The following is a 26,407-nucleotide window of genomic DNA, read 5'->3' on the forward strand; positions in this document are numbered from 1 at the left end:
AATGTTCTGGACTCCCTATGCCGACTGGATTTACGTGGTGGTGAGCGTGAGTGGGATGCTGCTCATCATCGTGCTGGTGCTTCGCCCTGACGCAAAGTCATGACCCAAACAACTAGGACCGAACACGACAGCATGGGGCCGGTGGAGGTGCCAGCTGAGGCCCTCTGGGGGGCACAGACCCAGCGCTCTCTCCAGAACTTCGCCATCAGCGATGACCGCGTTCCTGTTGATCTAATCCATGCCCTAGCGCAAATCAAACAGGCGGCGGCGATCGTGAACGCTCGCCTTGGCGTGTTGGATGACCACCGACGCGACCTGATCGTGAAAGTGGCTGCTGACATTGCCGAGGGGCATCACGACGATCAATTCCCCCTGAGGGTTTGGCAAACCGGTAGCGGCACCCAAACGAACATGAACGTCAATGAGGTGATCAGCAACCTGATATCGCTGAGCGAAGGGGAGCCATTAGGAAGCCATCAGCCGGTCCACCCCAACGATCACGTCAACCGCTCTCAGTCGACCAACGACGCCTTCCCAGCAGCGATCCACATCGCTGCTGCCGCCGGCATTGAACACCGACTGCTGCCGGAAGTCCAACGTTTGAGCGATGCTTTTGCCGCCAAGTGTGAGGCCTGGCAAGACATCGTGAAGATTGGCCGCACCCACCTACAGGATGCGGTGCCGCTCACCCTTGGCCAAGAAGCTTCGGCCTGGCGCGATCAACTCAGCAGTGCCAGGAACCGGATCGAAGGATCACTGCAGGAGCTGTACCCACTCCCCCTCGGCGGCACCGCCGTTGGAACGGGCCTCAATGCCCCAGACGGATTTGCAGACCAGGCAGCGACTGAACTGGCACGCCTGAGCGGCTTGCCCTTGGTCTCAGCACCAAACAAATTTGCTGTGATGGCAAGCCATGACGGACTGGTGAATGCCATGGGCCAGCTGCGACTCCTCGCGGTGAGCTTGCTGAAGATCGCCAACGACCTCCGTCTCCTCGCCTGCGGCCCACGTGCCGGCTTAGCGGAGCTGCACTTACCTGAGAACGAACCCGGCAGTTCGATCATGCCTGGCAAGGTGAACCCCACCCAGTGCGAAGCGATGGCCATGGTTTGCACCCAAGTGATCGGCCTCGATGCGGCCGTTGCGATCGCCGGGGCAGGCGGCCACCTGCAGATGAATGTCTACAAACCTCTGATCGGCTTCAACCTGCTGCAGACGATCAAGCTGCTCACCGATGCCTGCCATTTCTTCAGGGTGGCCATGGTGGAGGGCATCGAACCCAACCACAGTCGCATCCAACGCGACGTGGAGCAATCCCTGATGCTCGTAACGCCTCTGGCACCTGTGATCGGTTACGACAAGGCCAGTGCGATCGCTAAGTACGCCCACGAGCAGGGATCAAGCCTGCGCGATGCGGCCCTAGAGCTGGGCTATGTGAGTGCGAAGGAGTTCGATCGCATTATTGACCCTGCAGCCATGACAAACCCTTGATCCGCTCAGGCCGCCCGTTCAGTCGCTGCATTGAGGCCACTGGATTCGGCAGCCGCGGCCTTGAGCACCTGATCAGCCTCGGCAACCGGGAAACGATTAATCGCAGTTAAGGCCGCACGGGCGTTCTTGCGCAGCTGCTCACTAATCGCCTCGCAATAAGGCACCTGGGCTAAGAGATCCACTGTGCGCCGCATGATCCGCACGACATCGCCTTCATCCAAAGAGGTGTTAGCGATCAGATCATTCCAGCTTGTCCCCTTAGCCCAAGCCTCCACCAAGCCCATCAATTCAGGCTCCCACCAAGCTGGCACCACCACCTTGAAGCGCTCCTGAGCCCGCAGAAGCTCCCGACGGATCCCTGACAAATCATGCAAGGCCTCTTCGGCAAGAGGAGGGGCCGGGAATGCACTCCATAGATCTGGGCGATTCACCTCCGTGCTGATCGCCTCAAACACAGCGGCAAGTTCTGCTGGAGGCAATTCATCGAGATGACCGCTCATCAGTGCCAGGCCTAGCCAGAGCTCGTTGTCGCCACGAAGAGCGGCTACGGTGCGACCAATTTCCGTGGGTTCCAAGTCATCCAGGCAGCCAAAATGCCGCAGGATCTCAATGAGAGCCAGGAATGTCTCCCAATGCCGGTTGGAACGGTGATGGAGCAATTGCTGACGCTCACCGATTTCATGTTCGAGATCTTCCATGCGTCGCCGGTGCTTCTTGAGTTGCTTGCGATCTCCCCAGCGATGAGCCGGATGCCCCTCTAGCTGATCTTCCAACTCCTGGACGAGGCGAACTTGATCCAACACTTCGCCAGCCAAGTCGTACTGAGCGGTGGTCATGTCATGACGACGTGCCATATGTGCCACCGCCAAAGCCAAACGTCCACTCTCCTGATCGCCATGACGGAGCTCACCGGAACGGCTGAGATCAGGTGACATCACGCCATCAACTTGCAAACAGCTCAATTCCGCATGCAAACTCACCACCCCCTGACAGGGCAACAGGATCCAAACGTTGTCCTGCGTTAAACAAAGCAACAAGGGAAACTGCCCAGGGCCATCGCATTTCTCCACGATCACGGCCGGCGTTACCCCCCCACGCAGCCGAGGGGATTTGAGGCTGACCAACGATCCAACGCTTGCGAACTGAAGGGCAATCGTCAGTTCGTGGGCCAGGGTTTCTTCAGCCTGCTGCTGAAGAATCCTGAGCAGACGTCTCTCCTCGCGGAGACGGCCACGATATTTCTCGTATTCCTCAAAGTCTTCCCACGGCACATCACCGGCCGTGCCTTGCAGTTGGGCCAGCTGCATCCGCAACTCACCCAGATGATCTTCTTCCTCCACCAGATCCAAACTGGCGAGGTAGCGGCCAAAGCTGCGCTCCACCAGTTCTCTTGCCTTAGCTAGGTCATGACGCTGCAACAGGTTGAGCACCATGCCGTAGCTGGGGGTGAATTGACTCACCAACGGATCAGAAGGGCTTGTAGCCAACTGAGCCGCCTCACGTACCCCCTCAAATCGACTCTGAACGGTCACCACGTAGCCCTGCGTGTCTAAACCGCGACGGCCCGCGCGACCAGCCATTTGCAGAAACTCACTGGCCATTAAGGGGCGATGCCCCCGTTCTGTGCGCTTCGAGAGCGATGCGATCACCGTGCTGCGCGCCGGCATATTGATGCCCGCCGCCAATGTTTCGGTGGCAAACACCACCTTCACCAACCCCTGCTGAAATAACTCCTCAATCAACTCTTTCCAAGCAGGCAGCACTCCGGCGTGATGGGAAGCAATCCCGCGTAGCAACGCATCTGCATGCAGGCCATCGCGTACAGCCTCAGGATTTGCGGCTGTATAGGCCTCAAGCCGATCGCGAATGATGGCTTGCTCGGCCTCCGTGACCAAACACTGAACCCCAAGGTCGCGCACGGCCTTGTCACAATTACGTCGACTGAAAATGAAATAGATGGCGGGGAGCATCTCCCGTTGCGCCATTTGGGCCACCACAAAGCTGATCGGCGGTGCTTCCGGCTGAGGCGGCCTTGGCGAACGACCTTTGCGCTTGTGCCCTTTTGGAGCACGCCAAACCTTGCAATTGGGATGGATTCCAGTCCCCTGTTCATTCAAAAGTGGATGGAGACCCTTCGCACTACAAAAACTGAACTGCAGAGGAACCGGACGAAAATCACTGAGCACCAAACGTGTCGGACCGTGCACCTTCTCGATCCAATCGGTGAGTTGCCCCGCATTGGCAACGGTGGCGGATAACGCCACCAATTGGACTGAGGGTGGACAGTGGATGATCGATTCTTCCCAGACGGTGCCCCGCTGAGAATCATTCATGTAGTGGCATTCATCGAGAACGACCGACTCCACATCGGCAAGCGGATCGTCATGCTCATCCACCTCGGCATAAAGCATGTTGCGGAAAATCTCGGTGGTCATCACCACCACTCGAGCCTCACGGTTAACGCTCAGGTCACCCGTCATCAAGCCAACATTTTCGGCTCCAAACTCTTCGCGAAAATCGCGCAACTTTTGATTGGATAAGGCCTTTAGAGGTGTTGTGTAGAACACTTTTTGACCATGGGCAATCGCCCGATGAATGGCGTACTCGCCTACCAGCGTCTTGCCAGATCCCGTGGGAGCACTCACCACAACGGAATGGCCTTGATTCAAGGCATCAATCGATTCCAACTGAAACCCATCTAAAGGGAATGGAAACAGCTGGGAAACATCCGGTGACACCATCGTTGAATCCTAGGGATTGCGCGAGCAGGGAGCAGCAAACTGGCCAACATGAGCAGCCCGTCTCAAGCACGCCGACGTCAACTCCGCACGTGGAGGCCCAATCCAAATGGATCAGGGCTGCTTCCAGTCCATGCCACCGATCAAGGCGATGGGGAGCCGCGTTGTCTGGTGGATTTAGCCAGCAACGATTACCTCAATCTGGCTCAGCACCCAGAGCTCATCGCGGCAGCAACAGAAGAAATCAAGCGAAGCGGGGTAGGAGCCGGTGGGTCCCGGCTCGTGAGCGGCAGCCGCCCGGTGCATGACCAACTGGAACACCAGCTAGCGCAGTGGTTGAACCGAGATCGCGTTCTGCTCTACCCAAGCGGATTTCAAGCCAATCTTGCCGCCGTTCTTGCACTCGCCGACCGCCGTACGCCAGTACTGGCTGACCGGCTCTGTCATCACTCCTTACTCACTGGAGTGCAAGCCAGTGGTGCGCGGCTACAGCGCTTTGCCCACAACGACCTCATCGATCTCAACCGCAAACTGGAGCGCTGCCGGGATCGGCACCCAGGACAACAACCGCTGGTGATCACGGAAAGCCTATTCAGCATGGAGGGCACCAGTCCCAACCTGAGCGCCATGGCAGAGCTCTGCTCCAGCCACGCTGCCCGACTCCTGGTGGATGAAGCCCATGCCCTGGGCGTCCTGGGAGATGGGGGACGTGGTCTCAGCTATGCCCTCCCTCACAAGGCTGTGACCATGCTCAGTGGCACCTTTGGGAAGGCCTTTGGAAGCAGTGGAGCCTTTCTAGCCTGCGATGCAGACCTCGGCGAAACCCTGCTCCAAACCAGTGGAGCCTTTCGCTACACCACAGCGTTAGCACCATCCCTTGCCGCAGCAGCTCTTGCAGCATTAACGCTGATGCAACGCCATCCCCATTGGTCGGAAGAGCTGATGGCAACCAGCCAACAGTGGCGCTCCGCTCTCGCTGCCGCTGGATGGACCCGTCCAGGCGGAGCAGGTCCGATTCTCCCCCTCGTGATCGGTTCGGACCAAGCAGCTCTTGATCGCCAACAAACCCTCGAAGCCGCAGGGCTGTTGAGCATTGCCATCCGTCCCCCCACCGTTCCCGAAGGAACGGCCCGACTACGCCTTGTCGTACGTCGGCTCCTGCCCGATGGGACATTGGACACGCTGCTTCAAGCCCTCTCTCTGAGCCGATAGGTCCCGATGAAACAGGTCATCGCTATGCACGGCTGGAGCGGAGACAGCCATTCATGGGCGCCCTGGATCCGGCATTTCAAGCATCACCATTGGTCTTGGCAAAGCGGTGAGCGTGGTTATGGCAAGCGCCAGGAGCACATGCCCTTTTGGCAAGACGACCAAGATCCAATAAAGCTGCAACGCCGCGTAGTAATTGCCCACTCCCTAGGGCCGCATCTGCTCCCAGATGCCGTATTTGCCAAGGCCACCGATGTGGTGTTGCTGGCAAGTTTTTCCAGATTTGTGCCGCAAGGAGCCAAAGGTCGCGCGCTCAACACCGGCTTGAAGAGCATGCGCCGCTGCCTTGGTAGCGAAGCTGAGGCCGAGATGCTCACGACCTTTTTAAGGCGGGCGGCAGCGCCATCGCCGCCAGACTGCCTCTCACACGGCCCAATCCATGAGGGACTGTCCAGCCAGGGGCGTCAACGCTTAACCGACGACTTGGATCGGCTGATCGCAAGCGCAGAGTTACCGCCAGGGCTGCAAGCAACAACCAGAGTGTTGGTGGTAGAGGCAGAACAAGACGCAATCGTGGTGCCAGTCGCCAGACAAGAGCTGCGCGATGCAGTTGAGACCCGACTGCAGCATCCAGCAGAGCACTGGTGCATGCCCGATAGCGGGCATGCACTGTTGGTGCCAGATCTACTGATGCGCATCCAGCGATGGCTCGATCAGATCCCTGAAGAGCGATGAGCAACTCCTGGGGGGCAAAGGTTCTACAACGCTTCGATGGCGCAGCAACCCAATACAACCAAGCAGCCCGTCTGCAAACGGCTATGGCCTGGCGACTCGCCGGGTGCTGCAAGCGACTCCCCATTCCATCAGGTCGATGGCTGGATCTCGGAAGTGGAACGGGATTGCTTGCCGATGCCATCGAACAACGGAACCCCGGCAGGGTGGTGGAACGCATCGATGGAAGCCCATCCATGCTGGCCCGCCACTCCCGTCCAGACCACACGCAGCTGTGGGATTTGAATCAGCCCCTCCAATCCTGGGACGACGCACCAACGCTGATCGCCTCCAGTTTCTGCCTCCACTGGTTGTCCGATCCCGGCACAAGACTGCAGAACTGGTTCGAGTGTCTAGCCCCTGGTGGGTGGTTAATCGTGGCGCTGCCGGTTGAAGGCTGCTTCCCGCAATGGCAGGCAGCGGCACACCAAGCGGCAGTCCCCTGCTCGGCCTTGTCCTTTCCAACGACCCAAGCGTTGCTGGCCTCGATACCGAAACAGCAGGTCAGGCAACAACAACAGCTCTGCTTTAGCGAACAAGCCAGCCACATCACGGCTCTCTTAAGGCCCATGCAAACCATTGGCGCCGGGACCAGCACCCACTCAGCTCTCAGCGTGAAGCAATGGCGTCAGCTCAGCGCCCACTGGCCTGAGCGATCTGCTGAAGGGCAAGTCAGATTGACCTGGTTGATCCAAATCCTGGTGATCGAGAGATGAATACGCCTCCCCTTCGATTGGTGATTTGCGGAACAGACACCGATGTCGGAAAAACAATCGTTAGCGCCCTCTTTGTTCAAGGCTTAGAAGCCACTTATTGGAAACCGGTCCAAAGCGGAACGGAAGGCGGTGGTGATCGTCAACGGGTCATCGATCTTCTGGAGCTTTCAGAGGAGCGTTGGCAACCAGAAGCCTATGCATTTCAAGCTCCCGTTTCACCGCACTGGGCTGCTGAACAAGAGAGGCGATGCATTGACCCCGAGCAGCTCCAGTTGCCAGCCATCGATCAACCGTTGGTGGTGGAGACCGCTGGAGGCCTGATGGTGCCACTCACACGCCACTGGCTGCAAATCCAACAATTGCAACGGTGGCAGCTTCCGGTGGTGTTGGTAGCCCGCAGTGAGCTGGGAACCTTGAACCATACGCTTCTCAGTTTGGAAGCACTGAGAAGTCGGCACATTCCAATCCTTGGGCTGGTGATCAATGGCCCTTCCCATGCCGACAATCCCCGCACCCTGAATGAACTCGGCGATGTCCCTTTGCTATGCGAATTACCACCACTGGAACAACTGAATGCCGCGGCCCTTGCCAGGCAATGGCAGGTTCAGAACGTGAAAGCTAAGGTCGAAACCGAGATCAATCGTTTAAAGGCTTCTTGATGAATCGCCGTCAAACCGGAGCCGCTGTGGCTGTTGCCTTCCTTTGCGCAGGAATTTTGGTGTTGTTCACCGATGTAGAAGTCGGGTTTGTGCGTTGGTTTAACTGTGGCCCGATCGCCACGGAATCTGAACAAAACAGTGAAATGTGCCGCTGAGCTCAGCAAAGACGAATTCATCCACTGGCAGTTGCGACGACGAAGTGCCTCAGAACCACCATCCCCACCTCTGGCCTCCGTTCACCCAGGTCTCGACAACGCCTCCTTTAGAGAGGGTGCTTCGCGGAGAGGGGGCTCTTCTCTACCGCGATGAAGGGCCTCCATTAATTGATGCGATCAGCAGCTGGTGGGTCACCTTGCATGGCCATGCCCACCCTCATGTCGCAGACGCAATCGCTCGTCAGGCCGAGACCCTTGAGCAAGTCATTTTCGCTGAATTCACCCACCCTCAAGCCGAACGTCTCGCCGATCGATTAGCAGCCAAAACTGGATTGGAGCGAGTCTTTTTCTCCGACAACGGCTCTACCGCCGTGGAGGTGGCACTCAAAATCGCCATTCAGTGGTGGCACAACAAAGGAGAGCCCAGACAGCAGATCATCGCCTTCGACGGCGCCTATCACGGAGATACGTTTGGAGCGATGGCCGTCGGAGCTCGCAGCCTTTTCAGTGAACCCTTTGACCCACTGTTATTTCCGGTCGCCCGCATTCCATGGCCAGCGACGTGGTGGGACGACGATCACGTTGAACAGCATGAACAAACAGCACTGAACCAGCTCGAAGAAGCACTCAAGACTCCAACCGCTGCTGTGATCCTCGAGCCGCTTGTCCAAGGCGCCGGCGGGATGAGCATGGTGCGTCCCACCTTTCTTCAAGAGGTAGAAAAGCGCGTTCGCAACGCTGAGACCTTGTTGATTGCCGACGAAGTCCTTACAGGATTTGGGCGTTGCGGCGATTTTTTGGCGACCCAGCGGGCAGGCATCAAACCTGATCTTGTCGCGCTATCCAAAGGACTAACCGCTGGATTCCTTCCCATGGGAGTGACCATGGCAAGCGGCGCTGTCTTTGACGCCTTCGTTGGCAAGGACCCGAGCTTGACGCTTTGGCATGGCCACAGTTTCACCGCCAACCCCCTGGGCTGCGCCGCAGCGAACGCGAGTCTGGATCTACTCGAAGCAGAACCTGACAGGTACCTGGGGTTCGAAGCGAGGCATCGATCGCGCTTAGAGGTTTTGGCACGCCACCCAGGAATCAGGCGTGTTCGCGTGACAGGAACGATTGCCGCTTTTGATCTCGTGGTCAGCGACCAAGAGGGCTACCTAAACCCTGCAGGAAAAGTGCTGCGCCGGCTGGCAAGAGAGCGGGGTGTACTGGTGCGGCCCCTCGGCCAAGTGGTGTACCTGCTTCCACCTCTTTGCATCAGCGATGAGCAGCTCGATCACTGCTATTCCGTTCTCCAGGAGGCGCTCGACCTTCTGCAGAAACCAGCAACGAGCTGAGCCCTCATGGACCCAGCCGCAGGGCCGCCTCGACATCGGCTCGAGACAGTCCGTAAGGAAACACGCAAGGGCGAGGCGCTTCTTTTGGGCTCCAGATCACCGCGAGATCCGTTTGTTGCAGACGTATCTCAGCCATCCATCCCTGTTCCGTCCATAACCAGCCACAGGGATCATCCTCTAGCCGCTGCGCTCCAAGCTGCTGAAGCCAGAGCTCAAGGGCCTGCAGCGAATGCTGATTCAAAGGAGTTTCTGCTGGAGGCATCGACACCATCAAGGACATCCCTAATCAACGGCTCCTTTGGAGTCTGCTCGGCCACCAGCCAACTCGGCTGAACCTGAAGTTCCATACCACGACTCCAGGCCACCCCGACCCCCAGCGATAAACACAAAAGCAAGGCCCCAAGCAACATCAACAGCGATAACCACTCCCCTCCTGAGAGCGGTCGTCGCTCACCAATCTCCGTTGGAGACGCCGTTGCTGGGGAAGGCAGCGGAGCGTACTGCTCTTGAAAGAGCTGATCTTGCTGGATTAATTGAGCGTCATAGAGCCGACGCAACGAAGGATCAGACAAGTGGTCATAGGCCTCACGCAGCAGCTGGAATTGGCGAGCTGCTTCCACGGCAGGCAACGTCGTGGTGTCGGGATGAACCGACTTGCTGAGACGTCGAAAGGCGCGACGCAAGGTCTCGGCGTCGACTCCGCGGCCGACTCCTAACCGTTCGTAATGGGTCGAGGTCGACATCACGTCCCTTTCGAGCCGAATCACGAGGGTGCATTGTAGGAAGAGTCGCTGCCCTGGCAGCCATGCCAGAAGCAAACAGCTTTTCTGATGCCGGGCCTGACCTATGGCACTGTCTGGGCTGGCAGCCCAATGACACTCAGCTCTCTCAACTCAAAGAGCTGCAATCCCTGCTGCGTCATTGGAACAGCAGGGTGAATCTCACCCGATTGGTGGAAAACGAAGAGTTCTGGATTGCCCAGGTCTTTGACAGTCTTTGGCCGCTCAAACATGAGCTACGTGCCCCAGATCTACCGCGTCGCTGCATTGACGTAGGCACTGGAGGCGGGTTTCCTGGCCTCGCTGTCGCCATCGCCCTACCCGGTACCACTCTCACTCTTGTCGACTCAGTCGGCCGCAAAACTGCGGCGGTGAAATCAATGGCCAACTCGCTTGGTTTAGGAGCTCGCGTGGACGTCCGCACCGAGCGCATTGAGATCACGGGTCAGGAGCGTTCCTGTCGTGGGAGGTTCGATTTAGCGATGGCCCGAGCTGTAGCCACACCCCCCGTCGTGGCGGAGTATCTCGTGCCCCTTCTGGCCCATCAAGGCCAGGCGCTGCTCTATCGCGGCCACTGGAGTCACGACGACGAAGCCAACCTGAAGCGAGCTTTGGTTCCTCTCAAAGCCAAGCTTGCCGACTGCAAGCAGATCAACCTGCCGGCTGGTCGGGGGCTGCGCACATTGGTTCGCATTGAACCCTTGGAACCCTGCCCCAAGATCTATCCCCGACCCGTTGGTCTCCCTAGCCGTCTTCCCCTTGGTGATCAGGCAGACGACAAACGTTCCTGAGGAACGCCGCCAACCCGTTCCTTTAAACCCCTTAGCAATCCTGGGATCGTTTCACCCCAGGGACTTTGGCCCAAAGCATTGCGGAGGTCTGTCTCACTGACCTCTTGATCCAGGGCATCGGCGTTGGCACCAGGGGCCCAATGTCCTGCATGACCAAGAATTCCGTAACGCGCCCTGGCATACCCCTCGAGGTCCCAAGCTTCAATCAAATTGTGGAGCCAGAGCAACACGGGGAGATTGATACCCCCGGGAGTGTCCTTCCAATGGGGCAACCCTTCACGCCAGGTCATCAACCAAGGCTCACCAAGGGCCCGTAGAGCTTGAGTCTGCAACCGATCATGAATCGGGGCGATGAGCAATCCAGCTGTATCGAGTTGACGCACAGCTTCAAGATGAAGATCGAGGTCACTTGGCCTGGATGCACCAACACTGATGGTGTGAACGCGTGGATCACGCAGGCAAAACAGATCGTTAAACACGATCGGGTGAAGGGGGGCGCAGAGCTGCTTCAACAGCTGTGAAGGGGTATGCAGATGCCCACCTTTATCGGTGGGACTAATGATGAACACTCCCATGTCATGGCGTTGGGCTGCGGCCAACGCTGGTTCATTGTCTTGCCGGATGTAGTACCAATGCAAATTCACATAATCAAAGGCGTCAGAGTTGATCGCAGCTTCGATGACGCTTGTTTCACCATGCGTCGAGAAGCCCACATGGTCGATACGGCCCTCTCGCTGCCAGCGGCGCACTACCTCCATACAGCCGCCTGGTCGCAGCGTTTGCTCCAAATGATCCAACCTGTTGATGCCATGAATCGCCAGCAACTCGATTCGCTGAACGTTTAAGCGCTCCAGGCTGAGTTCAAGCTCAGCTTCAAACACCGCAGGGTCGTCTCGGGGGGGCACCTTCGTTTGAAGAATGCGATCTGGATCAGGCGAATGCGGAAGAGCCCAGCCAAGTTGCCGCTCGGAGCTGCCGTAATAACGCGCCGTTTCCAGATGGTGAAATCCAAGCTCCACCGCATGGTGGAGAGTGTTTTCTACCGTGCTTTGAGCCTCCTGAGTAATCACGTCAGCCTCAAGATCCGACCAACTTTGCTGAAACCTCATACCCCCTAGTGAAAGCACGGGCATGGCCAGCTCAGTGCGACCAAAGCGTCGGGTTGGTAATGCCAGGGAAGCCGTTGATGTCATCGCAGTTCAGTCTTGCGGCTGCCGGGGGAGAATCCGTCGTGGGCGCGCGGGCGAAGGCAACCCGAGCGGAAGAAGCTCCTGAGAATCGAGCTGCGCTTGTAGGCCCTTGAGATCATCAAAGGCAACCCAGTGAATGCAATCCACAGGGCAAGTTTCGATCGCCTCTTGAATGCGCTCAGAGCTATCACCGTCCTGGCGAATCGCTCGGGAACGTCCCAAATTGGGCTCGATAATGAAGGTGTTGCAGGCCACGTGAGCGCAATACCTACAACCAATACAAACAGCTTCATCAACCCAGACAGCTTTTTCGGCGAGGGCACCACCCAGAACCGGTTCCATGCCAGTGGATTGATTATCCTCAAGAGAGGATGCGCTGTAAGCAGCAGAGGGGTTACCGGACGAGTCGTTCACGGAGTGATCCCTCGCCCGCTGCGAGTCAGGCATCCCAACGGGTCACAACAAGTTCGATCGACCCATCTTGGCAATCACGCTGCTCAGCAACGTCAAAGCCCTCGGTAAGAGAAGCCTTTAATACCGTGTTGAGGGCATAACGCTGTGTAAGACGAGATAAAAACCGCTCGATCGGCATTGACTGGCGCCACAGATCCAAATCGGTCACGAACTCGTAGGCACCATTGGCTTCATTCCAAACAAAACCAAAATCAGCAGAATCCTGAAGTGTGACCGCCAATTCGGCTTCCACGGTTTGGCCGCGATAACCCCGGACGGGATGGCCTCCCTGTTTGGGCTCGTAACCAAGATCCTCGAGGGCGGAGACCAAGGACTCACGCTGGCGAAGTTCTGTTTTGACAGTACTGAAATGGGACATCAGGAGGGCTCTACGAACTGTGACTGGGACTGGGTTTGGGTTGTAACGAAGGCATCAGACGTTGACTGACGGCGTTCCACCGTGCCTAAGGCTGATTCCAACCGTTCCGTCAGTTGCAGACAAGCGTCACCTTCAACGCCTTCCACCTGTTCCTCGACGGGACCGTCAGGACGAATTCGGAAACGAAGCGTGCGCTCAGGCATGCACCACAACATCCAACAATGAACACATGTTAAGGGCGAGAACGCGAAGCTGATGGGGGGTCGTGTCAGTACGTCGTATCAGCTGAACAATCCTTCGTCCATCAAGGTTTGGAGGCGATCCAATACATCGGGGGATTCCATCTGCTCAAGAGCCGTGCGGGCTTCATCGCGAACAGACCTTTCACGATCATGCAAAAGCGCACGGACAAACATCTCAATCACCTCGAGGCGACGGGGTTCAACAAGATGTTCAAGCAAGCGGCCGAGAGCCCAGATGCAATTGCTTCGCACCACGGACTCACTGTCGATTCGCAAGCTAATCAGCAACTGGCCTGCCGCCGGATCTGCCTTTGCCGCAGAGGTCACACCAGCTTCAGCGAGAGAAACAGACGCCCACAAGCGCACAGCCGCCACATCGGTCTGCAAGGCGCGAATCAAGGGATTCAGCACTGGTGCATCCGGATAATTACCAAGACTCCATGCCGTGGCTTTGCGCACATAGGCATTGCTGTCCTCCTGCAGCAATTTCAGAAGGGGTCCCACAGCAGGGGGGGAGGGATTCCGACCGAGGGCGTAGACAGCGCTCATGCGCACAACGGGGCACACCTCCTCTAAGAGGGGCAGCAGAAGCGAAACCGAACGGGGATCTCGATGTTCACAAAACACGCGCAACCCTTGGAGCCGCTGATCATGACCTTGCTGCAACCAATTCAGAGCTTCATCACACTGACGAATGGCCTCTAGGGCATCCTGCTCTGGATCATCGAGATCAATTTCATCAAGGGGATCACCCACCTGTTCAGCTTCAAGCTCACGGGCGAGCACGTCAGGATCGATGGCCAGATTGGCCACACGTGATTCACGATCCAGGGGCGGGCGATCGGTCATGGCATTGATCGTAGAAGCATCAGGTCAACTGATAGGAGCTGGCGCAAGCATGTCGCCAGGCAACCAGATACGTGCACTCACCGCAAACAGAGCGAGGCCAAATAAAGCCACGATCAAAACAGGAAGAATGGTGCTGCGAAAAAAACTCACGGTTCTAGTTTTCCATTCATTCTGAAGGGTCACTCAACGGCAAGGCGCGACTGCCGCGCTCGCAAAAGGAGAGAGAGGGACACAACCGTGAGGATTAAACCGGACCAACCTGCAACTTGCTGGTGCAGAAGGAAGGCACCCGAGCCAAGCAGCGCCCCAAACAGAACACAACTACTCAGCACAAACCGAGTGAGGAGATCTCGCAGTGATTCAGAAGCCTCCACCTCACAGCGCCGCCGCCAACGACTCCAGCCAGGTCCTGGGGGCTGAACGCGCTGGACGAACCCTTCAAGCACCTCCGCTGACTCCGGAGGAGTGAGCAACATCACCACCACCCAAACCACTGCCGTGATGGCAGTCGTCACCATCAACCTGAGCCCGTAGTCCGAAATTTGAAGAACGGGGATCACAGAGGTGGCCAAGCCAACAAAGAATCCACACACCATCGATGACAGCTCTGCAGCAGCATTAATTCGCCACCAGAACCAACGCAAGACCAAGACCACACCAGGCCCAGTCCCGATCGCGATCACCAGGCGGAACACGGTGCCGATGCTGTCACTGATCAAAGCCGTTAACACCCCCAACACCAACAAAAGAACGCTGGTGGCCTGTCCAACAAAGAGCAGCTCTTTCTGAGAAGCATCAGGCTTCACAAAGCGCTGATAGAGGTCGTGGGTGAGATAACTGGCACCCCAGTTCACAGAGGTGCTAACCGTGCTCATAAAGGCAGCCACTAAGGAAACCACTACGAGACCAAGCACCACAGGCGGGAGGTAGGCCACCGCCAGAGCCGGATAACTCAATTCCCAATCCGCCTGATCGGGCAGCAGAACCAGAGCCGCAAGAGCCACCAAAACCCAAAGCCAGCTGCGCAGCAGGTAATTCACCACAAGAAACACCCAGCCCGCCAACCGCGCCTGACGTTCATCGCGGGTGGCAAGCATCCGTTGAATGAATTCACCACCGCCATCGCTACGTCGAAAACTCCACCACTGCACCGTGAGGTAAGCCAAGAAGGTGGAAGCACTGATGCCTGCCCCTCCAATCCAATCGAAACCAGAGTCAGTCCAGCGCCAAGGGACAAGCGACAACACCTCGGGACGACCCAATTCGTTGAGGCTGGTGAGCAGTGCATCCATCCCGCCAGCGGCATGAATGGCAGCCCAAGCCACAGCCAGAGCCCCCACCATCGCCAAAATCAACTGCACAAAATCAGTGATCACAACGGCCCAAAGGCCACCGGCCACCGTGTACACGAGGACCAACAAAGCCACGATCATCAACAACAGCACCGTGTCGGGAAGACCGCCGAGTGCTGGCATGGGCTGATCGGACACAATCCCTAGCGCTTGCACCACCTTTCGCATGGCCAAAAACGCATAACCGATGCCGATGCAATTGATCGGAAGGGCCAGCAAAAAGGCTTTCGTGCCCCGCAGCCAAGCCGCCGTCGCTCCTCCGTAGCGAAGTTCTGTAAAGGCTGCATCTGTCATCACGCCGCTGCGGCGCCAAAGAGGAGCAAACACCACAGCCATCGCCACATGAGCAAGACCAAACCCCCACCACTCCCAATTCGCTGCCAGGCCTCTAGTGCCCACCAAGCCCGCGACATACAACGGTGTATCGATCGAGAAAGTAGTGGCAGCCATCGAAGCGCCTGCCAACCAACCACTCAGGCTGCGTCCAGCAACGAAATAATCATCTTCCCCCTGATTGCGTCGAGCCAGCCAAAGCCCAAGAAACAAGGTTCCAATTAGATAAAAGACCAGCAAAAACCAGTCAATCGGTGCCATCGGATCCAATTAAGTCTGCTTTCGCAGTCTCCTCTAAGACCGTCGATTGCGACGCAACTGTCCACAAGCAGCATCCTGATCCAAGCCGCGGCTAGCTCGCAAACTCACAGCGATGCCACGACGCTCAAGAACGCGCCGAAAGCCCTCAATCCTCTGAGCGGTAGGTCGCTGAAACTCTTCTTCCTCAATGGGGTTGTAGGCAATCAGATTCACATGGCTCTGAAAACCACCCACCCGATCAGCGAGTTCGGCTGCGTGATGCGGATGATCATTGACCCCACCAAGCAGGATGTACTCAAAACTCACCCTCCGCCCCGTCTTGTGGAGGTAATAACGACAATCGTCCAGAAGTGCGTCGTAGGGATAGGTCTTCGCCGTAGGAATCAACTCTTCCCTCAACGCTTGATTCGGCGCATGAAGACTCACGGCCAGCGTGAACTGAGCCCGCCCTAACTGTTTGAGCGCTAGGTCTGCAAGCCGAGGAAGGGTGTGCGGCACTCCAACGGTGCTCACTGTGATCCGGCGTTGACCAATGCCCAGATCGTCATTGATGCAGCGAATCGACTCGAGCACAGCCTCAATGTTGAGCAAAGGCTCACCCATACCCATGAACACCACATGAGAGGGACGACGCTCCATCACCTCTCGGATACTGAGCACCTGGGCAACAATTTCATGTCCCGCTAGGGAGCGTTGCAACCCTCCTTTGCCAGTGGCACAAAAACGACAGGCCATCGGGCATCCGACCTGGCTCGATACACACACCGTGAGACGTTGATCGGTAGGGATTCCAACCGTTTCTAGGGTTTCTCCGTCCTCGGTACCCAACAGCAATTTGGTGGTGGCATCAGCTGCCACACGTCTCTCTTGCTCATGCAAACGCCCCACCGACACCCCATTCTCTTGAAGGGATGCACGCCATGCCTTGGGCAGCACCGTGATGCCCTGAAGATCCTGAGCCCCTTTGGCATAAAGCCAATCATGGAGCTGCCGGCCGCGAAATGCTGGCTGGCCCTGGGCAACAGCCCACTCTTCAAGCTCGGACTTACTTCGACCGAGAAGCGCGCTGATCACCAGATCAACAAGCCATGACCAATTTTGAACTCCACAATCAAAAGGGCAATGAAGCCGAGCATGGCGGCCCGACCATTCAGCTTTTCAGTGTGGGTATGGAAGCCAAAACGGGGAAGTTTCCGCTTTGGGATCAAGGAGGGCTCAATCATGAGCAACACCGGTAAGGAGCAACAGTTTGAAGCGGCAAGAGCCGCTCATACAAAAGGAGCGAAAGAATCATTCATCGCTTAGGAGACCTTGCTCCTGCAGATTTTCAACCGCTGCCGGGTCAAGAACTTGCTCTTCTGCAAGCTCGTTATCGGCATCTGGACGGGTAAAGGCAGCAAAATTACTGGCCTCTGCCTCAATGCCATGGCGGCTGCGAGTGGCCTCTAGGTCTGCGGCGCTGGGATCGTCCAACAAAGCTGTCGATTTAGCGGCAGGAGCTGCAGGCATATCAACGGTGTAATCAGGGCGAAGATTCTGCATACGGCGATAGCCGGCAGGATCTTCCGAGAGGATATCGGGATGAGGACCAGCTTCCGCTCTTAACTCCTCTTCAAAACCGCTGAAGCCTGTACATGCGGGAATCAAGCGACCGATGATCACGTTTTCCTTGAGACCACGTAACCAATCGCTCTTACCCTCAATCGCCGCTTCAGTGAGCACACGCGTGGTTTCTTGGAAAGAAGCCGCAGAGATGAAGCTGTCGGTGTTGAGCGATGCCTTAGTAATACCAAGCAAAACTGGCGTGAATTCGGCAGGCGCTCCACCCGTAATCGACATCGCCTGATTGGTGTTTTCCACCTGACGGAGTTCGATCAACTCTCCGGGAAGAAGCGTGGTGTCACCAGCATCCTCGATCCGAACTTTGCTGGTCATCTGGCGAACAATCACCTCGATGTGCTTGTCGTGAATCGACACGCCCTGCGACTTGTAGACGTTCTGGACTTCGGTCACAAGGCGATGCTGAAGCTTGGCAATCGCTTCCTGAGCCGCATCCATCAAAGGCTTACGGCTGCGCAGGTCCTCAAAGAAGCACTCAAGCAACTCATGGGGATTGATAGGACCGTCAGTCAGAAGTTCACCAGCGTTCACCTGCTGGCTATCACTCACCATCACGTTCCGACCAAGCAGGATCGGGTATTCAGCGATCGCATCGTCGGACTCGATCACGGTCACCGTGGTGAACTCATCGTCTTCTCCCTGTTTGATTTCTACGGTGCCTGGCTTTTTGCAAAGGATCGAAGACTCACGTGGACGCCTTGCCTCGAGCAACTCCTCAATACGAGGTAGACCCTGAACGATGTCACCAGTTTTCTGACGTTCAAAGACCAGAAGAGCCAAGCCATCACCGCGCTGGACAAGATCTCCATCGCGAACATGCAACAACGAGTCAGGCGAAATCATGTAAGGACGCCCCAAACGCATGGTGACGGAGCTAGCGCTCACCTGCTCCACCTCACCACAGCAATCTGAAGGCTGACCCTGAGCCAGCTCTTCACCATCCACCAAACGCTGTCCAACGGTGACGACAGGGGCTCCAGAGGTCTTGATCGTGATCGTGTCCTCAGGCCTTTCAACGATCAAACGTCTGACAGGCTCCTCTTCTGTGGCTTCTGGCATCTCAGCGACACCAGCCTGCTTACAGAGAATCTGCGTGGTTGCAACTACATCACCCGCCTTGATGGATTGTCCGTCTTCGACTTGGAGCTCGGTGTGAGTTGAGCCATGACTGGAATCAGAAATGGTGTCACGACGAACCAAGATGCTTTCCAAGATCACGAGTTGGAGACGCTCAATCGTTTTGGCCCTCTTATCGGGAATCGCTTCCACATCCACAGTCATCTGTGGAGTGGTCTCAAACGTTTCCAACATCAATTGAGTTCGCAGCAACTCAACCCCTTCAACTGATTTGACCAACTCGTTGTCTTTAAAGGCCAAACGTTGCGTTGCTTTGATCCCGAGATGGGGACCATTGGGCTGCTTGACATGGCCCAAATCAGGCAGCTGGGCCTCATTGGGGATGGTGTATTCCTCAACAGGACGGAGCAATAGGCCAGTGCCCTCAGGGGTTTCAACGGCCTGAACAAACACCATGGCGTCGGTACTGATGCCCTTGGCGATTGCTTCGCCTGGATTCACCATGACGCCATCGCCCTGAAAACGCTCGAGCGCTTTCTTCTCTGTGCAGAGATGGAAACTGCCGCTGCGAACAATGATTTCGCGAAGAATATCGTTCTTCTGAGTCACACTCACGATGCCTGCGGTCTGACTGAAAATGTCCTTCACCACTTCGGTGCCGGCTTCAATCCATTGACCATCAGTAATCATCAACAAAGAAATATCTTTGTTGATTTCATGCGTTTCCTGAGGAATCCACAACAAGGTGCCGCCCTTATTGACCTCGTAACCATTTTTGGCGGAACGAGCTTTCTTAATTGCAAGTCCCGGTGCAAATTTCACTAATCCGCCGGTTTGTGTGCGGAAGCGATCATCAGCCAGTTCAGCAATCACCTCTGCGTTGCCGATTTTGCTTCCAGGAATGGTATTCAGGCGATAACGGGTACCATCTTTTGCTTCAAGATTCCAGATCTCACCAGCGTGGGTTGATTCGCCGAGAAGTTTGAAATCGCGGAGCGTCATTGAAGTCGTAACGATCTGCACCTCACGCGAATCACCCAAGGCTTCACGCAAGCGAATCGCACCGCCATACTCACTGGCTTGACTGGCTTCAGCAAGCACCTGAGCCGGGATGACGGACCCACCTGACGAAACAACTGGGCGCGCATTTGGAGGCAAGTTGTATACATCACCAGCAAGAACCCACATCCGGCCCAGACGCTGAGCTTTATGGGTGATGTTGCCCTGCCTGTCAGTCACCTCGCGGGGCTGAATGGTGGGGTCATAGCTGACCTGACCAGCCAGGTCGCAGATCACATCTTTAGTTGCTTTCTCAACGCTCTTCTGCACAGCACCAGCCGCAATGGTTGCCACTGTCACGTCAGAGGCAATCTTTTGACCATCATCAACAAACAGAAGTGAACCATTCGTGATTTCGATCTTCTGTGGCTTGCCACTTCCACTGGGCTTAATCGTGAGCGAAAAGTCCACATCAGACTGCTGTGCATTCACACCATGCGGTGTGCGATAAGGACGCACTTTCGCTTTCGAGCCAAATTCAACAGTGCCTTCCAATTTTGAGCGCACCACTCCACTCTCAGCAGTTGACACACCACCAGTGTGGAACGTTCTCATGGTGAGCTGGGTACCAGGCTCGCCAATGGATTGAGCGGCGATGATTCCAACCGCTTCGCCCAAGTCAACCAAGTGATTATGGGCAAGAGCCCAGCCATAGCACTTCCGGCATACGGAACGATTGGCTTCACAAGTCAGCGGAGAACGAACCGTCAGCGCGGAGACACCTGCAGCTTCAAAGCGTTTTGAGAGGGGTGGATCAATTTCGGTGTTGCGCTCAACGATCACCTCACCATCAGCTCCAAGCACTTGATCAGCGGTCAATCGTCCGACCAGGCGATTACCAAAACGACCGTCCTCTGCCTTAACCACGATCGAACGCATGGTGCCGCAGTCGTCCTCACGAACAATCACGTCTTGAGCGACGTCCACCAAACGGCGAGTGAGGTAGCCGGAGTCAGCCGTACGCAGCGCGGTATCAACAAGACCCTTACGGGCGCCGTAGGAGGAGATCACGTATTCCGTGACCGTGAGTCCCTCACGGAAATTGGTGCGGATCGGCAGGTCAATGATCTCCCCTTGAGGGTTCGCCATCAAACCGCGCATGCCCACCAGCTGACGGACTTGGGACATATTGCCCCGAGCCCCAGAGTTGGCCATCATCCAGACCGAGTTGAGCGGATCGTTTTCGTTGAAGTTCTTTTTGACAGCATCAACCAAACGCTCGTTGGTCTCCGTCCAGGTGTCGATCACCTTGGTATGACGCTCAACCTCTGTAATCACCCCGAGCCGGTAGGACTCCTCGGTCTCCGTAATCAGCTCTTCAGCTTGAGCGAGCAGCTCTTTCTTTGCAGCAGGAACCTTCAGGTCGTTGACCGAAATCGAAACGGCAGCCTGAGTGGCGTACTTGAAACCCAGATCCTTCAGTTGATCCGCCATCGACGCAGTAACAGCCGTTCCGTGATTCTTAAAGGCCCAGGCAACAAGTTCCTTTAGGACCTTCTTATCAACAACGCGATTGCGGAAGGGAGGCGGTGTTTTAGTTAGTGCTCGAGATTTTGCATGAGCAGCTGCTGCTGCCTTAGCAGCCTTGGCAGCTTTCGCAGACTTGCGGGATTTGGAGGGTGTAGAGGTCATGACAGCGCTTAAACAGAAGGAAAGGGAAGGCTTTGTGAGAGGGGCTTCAGGTGGCTGCCACCGCGTCGATGATCGTGTAATTCATCACCACACGTCCAACGGTCGTCAGGATGTAACGGCTGATCAAAGCGCCGTCTTCGTCAAAGCGGTCACGGCGATACGTCCATTGTTCAAAACGAGTGCCATCACTGAGAGTTTCGCTTTTGATGGGCTCTTCACGCTCGTCTTCGTCATCAACCTCACCGTTAAACCGAACCCAAACCCAGTCATGCAAGGTGATTCGATTGTCTTCATAGGCATGAATCACATCTTCAAGACTGGAGTAGGTGCGAGAGCGATCACCAAACTCAATCGGATGCATGTGGGGCTGCAGAGCCGTTAAGTAATAAGAACCAAGCACCATGTCTTGGGATGGCGTGATGATCGGATCACCAGTGGCTGGAGACAGAATGTTGTTGCTCGCCAACATCAACATGCGGGCTTCCGTTTGTGCTTCGATAGCGAGTGGCACGTGAACGGCCATCTGGTCTCCATCAAAGTCAGCGTTGAACGCGGGACAAACGAGGGGGTGAAGTTGGATCGCTCTGCCATCCACCAATTTGGGTTCAAAAGCTTGAATTCCTAAGCGGTGGAGCGTGGGAGCTCGGTTCAGCATGATTGGGTGACCGTCGATCACCTCCTGAAGAACCTGCATCACTTCATCGTCAGCGCGCTGAATCAGCTTTTTCGCTGCCTTGATGTTGTTAACGATGTTTTGACGAATCAGGCGATGAATCACAAACGGCTGGAAGAGCTCGATTGCCATCTCTTTAGGCAAACCACACTGGTGCATCTTCAGCTTGGGTCCCACCACGATGACGGAACGACCGGAATAATCCACACGCTTGCCAAGCAAGTTTTGGCGGAAACGACCCTGCTTACCTTCGATAATGTCGCTTAATGACTTAAGCGGGCGATTATTAGCTCCAACAACAGTTCGACCACGTCGACCGTTATCAATTAAGGCATCAACCGCTTCTTGAAGCATCCGCTTTTCATTGCGAACAATGATCTCCGGGGCAAGGATTTCCTGAAGGCGGGCTAGACGATTATTGCGATTAATAACCCGTCGATAGAGATCATTAAGGTCAGAGGTCGCAAAACGACCACCATCCAGCTGCACCATCGGGCGCAGATCTGGTGGAATAACAGGAATGGCATCCAACACCATCCACTCAGGGCGAGCGTTGGTGGCAATAAAGTTATCAATTACACGAAGGCGCTTAATCAACTTGGCGCGTTTCTGTCCCTTACTACCAGCAATCTCCTCACGTAATTGCTCCGCTAAAGCATTGAGTTGAAGATCTTCAAGCAGCTGCTTCAGCGCCTCGGCACCAATCCCAACGACGGGTTCGTTCTCAATTTCCGAATCTTCTGCATAAATCTCATCTTCGATTTCAAGCCACTCATCTTCCGTAAGCAACTGCTTGTACTTCAGATCTTTGTGATCGCCAGCATCCAGCACCACATAACAGTTGAAATAAACAATCTGCTCAACATCCCGCAGAGGCATATCCAAAAGGATGGCCACATAACTTGGGATCCCTTTCAGGTACCAAACATGAGAGACGGGGGCCGCCAACTTAATGAAGCCCATGCGGTGACGTCGCACCCGACTCTCTGTGACCTCAACGCCACAGCGCTCACAAACGATGCCGCGGTGACGGACTCGCTTGTACTTACCGCAATGGCATTCCCAATCCTTGGAGGGACCAAAGATCTTTTCGCAGAACAAGCCATCCATCTCCGGCTTGAGCGTGCGGTAGTTGATGGTTTCAGGCTTGGTCACTTCTCCAACCACCTGTCCATTCGGCAAGGTGCGCTGACCCCACTCCATGACCCGATCGGGTGATGCGAGTGTGATTTTGACGTAGTCGAAGTGGTTCTCTGTACGCAGATTGCTGTTGGTCATTGGCGTTTAAGAAAAAAGGCGGTTGTGTCGTTTCGTTCGTTGATCCGTCAGTCCTCGTCGTAATCCGCGACGCCTAAGGATTCATATGTGGGCCTGCTTGGGGTACTGCGGCGTGGATTCACGTCTTGCATGAGATCCACTTCCTTGCCCTCATCGGTGAACACAGCGATATCCAAGCCAAGAGACTGGAGTTCGCGCATCAGCACCTTGAAGGACTCGGGTGTACCGGGACGTGGGATCGGCTTGCCTTTCACGATGGCGTTGAGAGCTTCGTTGCGTCCCTGCATATCGTCCGACTTGACCGTGAGCAGTTCCTGCAACGTGTAGGCGGCGCCATAGGCCTCGAGCGCCCACACCTCCATTTCACCCAAACGCTGGCCGCCTTGCTGGGCCTTACCACCCAATGGCTGCTGAGTCACCAAGGAGTAAGGGCCGGTAGAGCGGGCATGAATTTTGTCGTCCACCAGGTGGACGAGCTTGAGGAAATGGGAATATCCAACCGCTACAGGTTGGTCAAAGGGTTCACCGGTCCGTCCATCTCTCAGCAAGAGTTTTCCTGGATTTTCCGGGTTGAAGATCCAATCTTTTCCTGGCTGACTCGCCGCTTCCTTGAGGTACGCCTGAACAGTCTGTTGAGACTTCTCAGCGCCATACATCTCGTCGAAGGGAACAATTTTCACGCGGCAATCGAGGTTGTGAGCAGCCCAACCCATCAGCAGCTCAAACACCTGCCCCACATTCATACGGCTCGGTACTCCCAAAGGATTCAGACAGATGTCCACTGGGGTGCCATCCGGCAAGTAGGGCATATCTTCACGGGGAAGAATGCGGCTGATGATGCCTTTGTTGCCGTGACGACCAGCCATTTTGTCGCCAACCTGAATTTTGCGACGCTGGGCAACATAGACCCGCACCACCATGTTGGCACCAGGGGGTAATTCATCTCCCTGTTCACGGGTATAGATCCTTACGTCAACAACACGACCGCGTTCAGTGCTGGGAACGCGCAAAGAGTTATCACGAACATCACGAGCTTTTTCCCCGAAAATCGCACGCAGCAGTTTCTCTTCAGGTGGTTGATCAGATTCACCTTTCGGCGTCACTTTGCCGACAAGGATGTCTCCACTTTCCACAAAGGCGCCGATACGAATAATCCCCATCTCATCGAGATTGCCGAGACTTTCTTCCGCAACATTGGGGATTTCACGGGTGATCTCTTCAGGACCCAATTTGGTCTGACGAGCCTCAATCTCATACTTCTCGATATGAACGGAAGTATAAAGATCATCATTTACCAATCGCTCACTGACAAGGATCGCATCCTCATAGTTATATCCCTCCCAGGGCATATAAGCGATCAGGACATTCTGGCCAAGAGCAATCTCTCCGCCTTCACATGCTGAACCATCGGCAAGAACCTGACCGATAATGACCGGATCACCCTGTCGAACGATGGGGCGCTGGTTTAAGCAGGTGTCTTGATTGGAGCGCTGATATTTCTGCAGAAAATGCGTGTGGTCGTAGCCCTCTTCATCACGCACCACGATTGCAGTTGCATCAACGAAGGTAACCGACCCATTCACTCGCGAGATTGGGACCATTCCTGAGTCACGGGCAACCTGAGTTTCCAGGCCAGTACCAACAAGAGGTCGCTCTGGACGGAGCAAAGGCACCGCCTGACGCTGCATGTTGGACCCCATCAAGGCACGGTTGGCATCGTCATGTTCCAGGAAAGGAATCAGTGACGTCGCCACCGAAATCACCTGCACCGGTGACAACTGCACATAATCGACCTGCTCAGGAGGAACTTTTTCGAAGTCCTGCCTGTAACGAACGGGGATGAGCTCAGCCAAGATTTGACCATCGGCATCTGTCGCAACGTCACCAGGAGCGACACGACACTCATCTTCAAGATCAGCAGAGAGGTAGATCGGATCTCCGCTCTTTTGAACGACTCCGTTCTCGACTCTCCAGAACGGAGTTTCGATGAAGCCATATTCATTCACTCGGGCATGGGTGGCCAGAGAGTTAATGAGACCAGCGTTCGGGCCTTCTGGAGTTTCAATCGGACAAAGACGTCCGTAATGAGAAGGATGAATATCTCGCACAGCAAAGCCTGCGCGTTCTCGGGTGAGGCCGCCTGGACCAAGAGCAGAAATCCTGCGCTTGTGCGTGAGCTCAGCCAGAGGATTCGTCTGATCCATGAACTGGCTCAGCTGACTGGAGCCGAAGAACTCTTTAATCGCCGCCACAAGTGGCTTGGGATTCACCAATTGAGCGGGGGTGAGTGAGTCGGTTTCACCAACTGTCATCCGCTCCTTGATAATCCGCTCAAGGCGATTTAAGCCAACGCGAACCTGGTTCTGAAGAAGCTCGCCAACAGAGCGAACGCGTCGATTACCGAGGTGATCGATGTCATCAAGGCTTGCGCCACCCACATCAAGCTCAAGATTGATGAGGTAATCGAGGGTCGACAGAACATCCTCGTGGGTGAGGGTGCGAACCGAATCGGGAATCGTGAGCCGCAGCTTTTTGTTGATCTTGTAACGACCAACACGTCCAAGGTCGTAACGCTTGGGGTCAAAAAATCGGGTTTGCAGTAGCTGCTGGCCACCGCTCACAGAGGGTGGTTCCCCTGGACGCAACTTTTTATACAGCTCAAGAAGCGCTTGATCCTCGGAGCTAATGCCCTCGTCGTTCGCGGCTTCGATCGATTTTTTGTAGTACTCGGGATGCCTGAGCTTATCGACAACATCGTTGTCGGATAATCCCATCGCACGCATTAAAACGTGGGCATTAATTTTGCGTGTTTTATCAACACGAACATGCAGAAGATCATTTTTATCCGTCTCAAACTTCAACCAAGCCCCACGATTGGGAATCACGCTTGCATTATAAGTACGACGACCGTTCTTATCCTGCTCATCCTTAAAATAAACACCTGGGCTACGAACAATCTGGTTAACAATGACCCGTTCGGCACCATTAATGATGAACGTTCCACGTTCAGTCATTAATGGAAGTTCTCCAATAAAAACTTCCTGTTCTTTGATCTCGCCGGTTTCTTTATTAACCAAACGGCAAGTCACATACATCTGCGATGCAAAAGTCGCATCACGACGTTTTGCTTCTTCCACATCGTGCCGAGGCCGCTTAAGGCGATACTCACTTCCTACGAAGTGCAGCTCCAACTTGCCGGTGTAATCCGTAATGGGTGAGAAGCTCTCCAGCTCCTCGATAAGGCCCTTATCCAGAAACCACTTAAAACTTGCCCGCTGCACCTCCACCAAATCGGGCAGATAGGTGACGGTCTTGGCGACTTGAATCGCGCTGCTGCTCATGCGGAGACCTGCAGTTGAAAAG

24 protein-coding genes are annotated in these 26,407 nt (G+C 55.6%); 9 read left to right on the forward strand and 15 right to left on the reverse strand.

Translation table 11 applies throughout. The annotated features are described in order from the left end of the window. Nucleotide 1: 1 nt before the first annotated feature. Together SynSYN20_RS11750 and fumC are read left to right on the forward strand one after the other, a co-directional pair. Nucleotides 2–103, forward strand: coding sequence for an adenylosuccinate lyase (locus SynSYN20_RS11750; protein WP_115070580.1), 102 nt, complete (start codon nt 2–4; stop codon nt 101–103). Next, nucleotides 100–1,491 carry a class II fumarate hydratase gene (gene fumC / locus SynSYN20_RS11755; RefSeq protein WP_186523804.1) on the forward strand — a complete coding sequence of 464 codons (1,392 nt, stop codon included), beginning with the start codon at nt 100–102 and terminating at the stop codon, nt 1,489–1,491. The genes SynSYN20_RS11750 and fumC overlap by 4 nt, the downstream gene beginning before the upstream one ends. A gap of 5 nt (nt 1,492–1,496) precedes the next feature. On the opposite strand, the gene SynSYN20_RS11760 is transcribed toward fumC, so the two are convergent. Beyond that, nucleotides 1,497–4,232 carry an RNA helicase gene (locus SynSYN20_RS11760; protein WP_186523805.1) on the reverse strand — a complete coding sequence of 912 codons (2,736 nt, stop codon included), beginning with the start codon at nt 4,230–4,232 and terminating at the stop codon, nt 1,497–1,499. 48 nt (nt 4,233–4,280) lie between these two features. Between SynSYN20_RS11760 and SynSYN20_RS11765 the strand changes: the two genes are divergently transcribed. From SynSYN20_RS11765 to bioA, 6 genes are read left to right on the forward strand one after another with little or no spacing between them, the layout of a single operon-like run. Next, a complete protein-coding gene (locus SynSYN20_RS11765; RefSeq protein ID WP_186523806.1) occupies nt 4,281–5,441 on the forward strand; it encodes an aminotransferase class I/II-fold pyridoxal phosphate-dependent enzyme in 1,161 nt (386 codons plus the stop codon). 6 nt (nt 5,442–5,447) lie between these two features. After that, the gene (locus tag SynSYN20_RS11770; RefSeq protein WP_186523807.1) at nt 5,448–6,173 is read left to right on the forward strand and encodes an alpha/beta fold hydrolase; all 726 of its coding nucleotides are present in this window, start codon (nt 5,448–5,450) and stop codon (nt 6,171–6,173) included. After that, nucleotides 6,170–6,925 (forward strand): methyltransferase domain-containing protein, encoded by a 756-nt coding sequence (locus SynSYN20_RS11775; RefSeq protein WP_186523808.1) that lies wholly within the window; start codon nt 6,170–6,172, stop codon nt 6,923–6,925. The genes SynSYN20_RS11770 and SynSYN20_RS11775 overlap by 4 nt, the downstream gene beginning before the upstream one ends. Beyond that, nucleotides 6,922–7,584, forward strand: coding sequence for a dethiobiotin synthase (gene bioD, locus SynSYN20_RS11780; RefSeq protein ID WP_186523809.1), 663 nt, complete (start codon nt 6,922–6,924; stop codon nt 7,582–7,584). Before SynSYN20_RS11775 ends, bioD begins: the two co-directional genes overlap by 4 nt. Next, complete coding sequence (locus SynSYN20_RS11785) at nt 7,584–7,739, forward strand: hypothetical protein (protein WP_186523810.1); 156 nt, start codon at nt 7,584–7,586, stop codon at nt 7,737–7,739. Before bioD ends, SynSYN20_RS11785 begins: the two co-directional genes overlap by 1 nt. Before the next feature lie 44 nt (nt 7,740–7,783). Next, nucleotides 7,784–9,076 carry an adenosylmethionine--8-amino-7-oxononanoate transaminase gene (gene bioA / locus SynSYN20_RS11790; protein WP_186525629.1) on the forward strand — a complete coding sequence of 431 codons (1,293 nt, stop codon included), beginning with the start codon at nt 7,784–7,786 and terminating at the stop codon, nt 9,074–9,076. Nucleotides 9,077–9,080: 4 nt separating this feature from the next. Here bioA and SynSYN20_RS11795 read toward each other — a convergent pair whose 3' ends face one another. Together SynSYN20_RS11795 and SynSYN20_RS11800 are read right to left on the reverse strand one after the other, a co-directional pair. Beyond that, a complete protein-coding gene (locus tag SynSYN20_RS11795; protein WP_370586683.1) occupies nt 9,081–9,317 on the reverse strand; it encodes a DUF3143 domain-containing protein in 237 nt (78 codons plus the stop codon). Beyond that, the gene (locus SynSYN20_RS11800) at nt 9,289–9,819 is read right to left on the reverse strand and encodes a J domain-containing protein (RefSeq protein ID WP_186523812.1); all 531 of its coding nucleotides are present in this window, start codon (nt 9,817–9,819) and stop codon (nt 9,289–9,291) included. Before SynSYN20_RS11800 ends, SynSYN20_RS11795 begins: the two co-directional genes overlap by 29 nt. Before the next feature lie 62 nt (nt 9,820–9,881). On the opposite strand from SynSYN20_RS11800, the gene rsmG reads away from it, so the two are divergent. Then, entirely contained in the window at nt 9,882–10,646 is a 765-nt protein-coding gene (gene rsmG / locus SynSYN20_RS11805) for a 16S rRNA (guanine(527)-N(7))-methyltransferase RsmG (protein WP_186523813.1), read from the forward strand. On the opposite strand, the gene SynSYN20_RS11810 is transcribed toward rsmG, so the two are convergent. From SynSYN20_RS11810 to rpoB, 12 genes are all read right to left on the reverse strand, one after another. Next, nucleotides 10,622–11,839 (reverse strand): aldo/keto reductase, encoded by a 1,218-nt coding sequence (locus SynSYN20_RS11810; protein WP_186523814.1) that lies wholly within the window; start codon nt 11,837–11,839, stop codon nt 10,622–10,624. The genes rsmG and SynSYN20_RS11810 overlap by 25 nt on opposite strands. Before the next feature lie 6 nt (nt 11,840–11,845). Continuing rightward, the gene (locus SynSYN20_RS11815; RefSeq protein ID WP_186523815.1) at nt 11,846–12,283 is read right to left on the reverse strand and encodes a ferredoxin; all 438 of its coding nucleotides are present in this window, start codon (nt 12,281–12,283) and stop codon (nt 11,846–11,848) included. Continuing rightward, nucleotides 12,276–12,668 (reverse strand): DUF1257 domain-containing protein, encoded by a 393-nt coding sequence (locus SynSYN20_RS11820; RefSeq protein WP_186523816.1) that lies wholly within the window; start codon nt 12,666–12,668, stop codon nt 12,276–12,278. Before SynSYN20_RS11820 ends, SynSYN20_RS11815 begins: the two co-directional genes overlap by 8 nt. Then, on the reverse strand, nt 12,668–12,871 hold the full coding sequence (locus tag SynSYN20_RS11825; protein ID WP_186523817.1) for a DUF2997 domain-containing protein: 204 nt from the start codon (nt 12,869–12,871) through the stop codon (nt 12,668–12,670). Before SynSYN20_RS11825 ends, SynSYN20_RS11820 begins: the two co-directional genes overlap by 1 nt. Nucleotides 12,872–12,949: 78 nt before the next feature. Next, nucleotides 12,950–13,759: a HEAT repeat domain-containing protein gene (locus SynSYN20_RS11830; protein ID WP_186523818.1), complete on the reverse strand. Its 810-nt coding sequence runs from the start codon at nt 13,757–13,759 to the stop codon at nt 12,950–12,952. 24 nt (nt 13,760–13,783) lie between these two features. Next, nucleotides 13,784–13,909, reverse strand: coding sequence for a hypothetical protein (locus SynSYN20_RS14555; RefSeq protein ID WP_255476261.1), 126 nt, complete (start codon nt 13,907–13,909; stop codon nt 13,784–13,786). 29 nt (nt 13,910–13,938) lie between these two features. Further along, nucleotides 13,939–15,705, reverse strand: coding sequence for a sodium:solute symporter family protein (locus SynSYN20_RS11835; protein ID WP_186523819.1), 1,767 nt, complete (start codon nt 15,703–15,705; stop codon nt 13,939–13,941). A 33-nt stretch (nt 15,706–15,738) separates the two neighbouring features. Beyond that, nucleotides 15,739–16,779, reverse strand: a complete 1,041-nt coding sequence (gene rlmN, locus SynSYN20_RS11840) for a 23S rRNA (adenine(2503)-C(2))-methyltransferase RlmN (RefSeq protein WP_186523820.1) — start codon at nt 16,777–16,779, stop codon at nt 15,739–15,741. Next, on the reverse strand, nt 16,776–16,928 hold the full coding sequence (locus tag SynSYN20_RS11845) for a high light inducible protein (RefSeq protein ID WP_186523821.1): 153 nt from the start codon (nt 16,926–16,928) through the stop codon (nt 16,776–16,778). The genes rlmN and SynSYN20_RS11845 overlap by 4 nt, the downstream gene beginning before the upstream one ends. A 67-nt stretch (nt 16,929–16,995) precedes the next feature. Then, complete coding sequence (locus SynSYN20_RS11850; RefSeq protein ID WP_186523822.1) at nt 16,996–21,093, reverse strand: DNA-directed RNA polymerase subunit beta'; 4,098 nt, start codon at nt 21,091–21,093, stop codon at nt 16,996–16,998. 46 nt (nt 21,094–21,139) lie between these two features. Beyond that, on the reverse strand, nt 21,140–23,044 hold the full coding sequence (locus tag SynSYN20_RS11855) for a DNA-directed RNA polymerase subunit gamma (RefSeq protein WP_186523823.1): 1,905 nt from the start codon (nt 23,042–23,044) through the stop codon (nt 21,140–21,142). 47 nt (nt 23,045–23,091) lie between these two features. After that, entirely contained in the window at nt 23,092–26,385 is a 3,294-nt protein-coding gene (rpoB, locus tag SynSYN20_RS11860; protein ID WP_186523824.1) for a DNA-directed RNA polymerase subunit beta, read from the reverse strand. Nucleotides 26,386–26,407 lie beyond the last annotated feature (22 nt).

It is taken from the genome of Synechococcus sp. SYN20 (genome assembly GCF_014279555.1).
In the GTDB taxonomy this organism is placed as follows: domain Bacteria; phylum Cyanobacteriota; class Cyanobacteriia; order PCC-6307; family Cyanobiaceae; genus Synechococcus_C.

Coding starts and splice junctions, on each gene's coding strand:
- SynSYN20_RS11750 (WP_115070580.1), top strand. CDS start 2: ATGTTCTGGACTCCCTATGCCGACTGGATTTACGTGGTGGTGAGCGTG.
- fumC (WP_186523804.1), top strand. CDS start 100: ATGACCCAAACAACTAGGACCGAACACGACAGCATGGGGCCGGTGGAG.
- SynSYN20_RS11760 (WP_186523805.1), bottom strand. CDS start 4,232: ATGGTGTCACCGGATGTTTCCCAGCTGTTTCCATTCCCTTTAGATGGG.
- SynSYN20_RS11765 (WP_186523806.1), top strand. CDS start 4,281: ATGAGCAGCCCGTCTCAAGCACGCCGACGTCAACTCCGCACGTGGAGG.
- SynSYN20_RS11770 (WP_186523807.1), top strand. CDS start 5,448: ATGAAACAGGTCATCGCTATGCACGGCTGGAGCGGAGACAGCCATTCA.
- SynSYN20_RS11775 (WP_186523808.1), top strand. CDS start 6,170: ATGAGCAACTCCTGGGGGGCAAAGGTTCTACAACGCTTCGATGGCGCA.
- bioD (WP_186523809.1), top strand. CDS start 6,922: ATGAATACGCCTCCCCTTCGATTGGTGATTTGCGGAACAGACACCGAT.
- SynSYN20_RS11785 (WP_186523810.1), top strand. CDS start 7,584: ATGAATCGCCGTCAAACCGGAGCCGCTGTGGCTGTTGCCTTCCTTTGC.
- SynSYN20_RS11800 (WP_186523812.1), bottom strand. CDS start 9,819: ATGTCGACCTCGACCCATTACGAACGGTTAGGAGTCGGCCGCGGAGTC.
- rsmG (WP_186523813.1), top strand. CDS start 9,882: ATGCCAGAAGCAAACAGCTTTTCTGATGCCGGGCCTGACCTATGGCAC.
- SynSYN20_RS11810 (WP_186523814.1), bottom strand. CDS start 11,839: ATGACATCAACGGCTTCCCTGGCATTACCAACCCGACGCTTTGGTCGC.
- SynSYN20_RS11815 (WP_186523815.1), bottom strand. CDS start 12,283: ATGCCTGACTCGCAGCGGGCGAGGGATCACTCCGTGAACGACTCGTCC.
- SynSYN20_RS11820 (WP_186523816.1), bottom strand. CDS start 12,668: ATGTCCCATTTCAGTACTGTCAAAACAGAACTTCGCCAGCGTGAGTCC.
- SynSYN20_RS11825 (WP_186523817.1), bottom strand. CDS start 12,871: ATGCCTGAGCGCACGCTTCGTTTCCGAATTCGTCCTGACGGTCCCGTC.
- SynSYN20_RS11830 (WP_186523818.1), bottom strand. CDS start 13,759: ATGACCGATCGCCCGCCCCTGGATCGTGAATCACGTGTGGCCAATCTG.
- SynSYN20_RS11835 (WP_186523819.1), bottom strand. CDS start 15,705: ATGGCACCGATTGACTGGTTTTTGCTGGTCTTTTATCTAATTGGAACC.
- SynSYN20_RS11845 (WP_186523821.1), bottom strand. CDS start 16,928: ATGATTGAGCCCTCCTTGATCCCAAAGCGGAAACTTCCCCGTTTTGGC.
- SynSYN20_RS11850 (WP_186523822.1), bottom strand. CDS start 21,093: ATGACCTCTACACCCTCCAAATCCCGCAAGTCTGCGAAAGCTGCCAAG.
- SynSYN20_RS11855 (WP_186523823.1), bottom strand. CDS start 23,044: ATGACCAACAGCAATCTGCGTACAGAGAACCACTTCGACTACGTCAAA.
- rpoB (WP_186523824.1), bottom strand. CDS start 26,385: ATGAGCAGCAGCGCGATTCAAGTCGCCAAGACCGTCACCTATCTGCCC.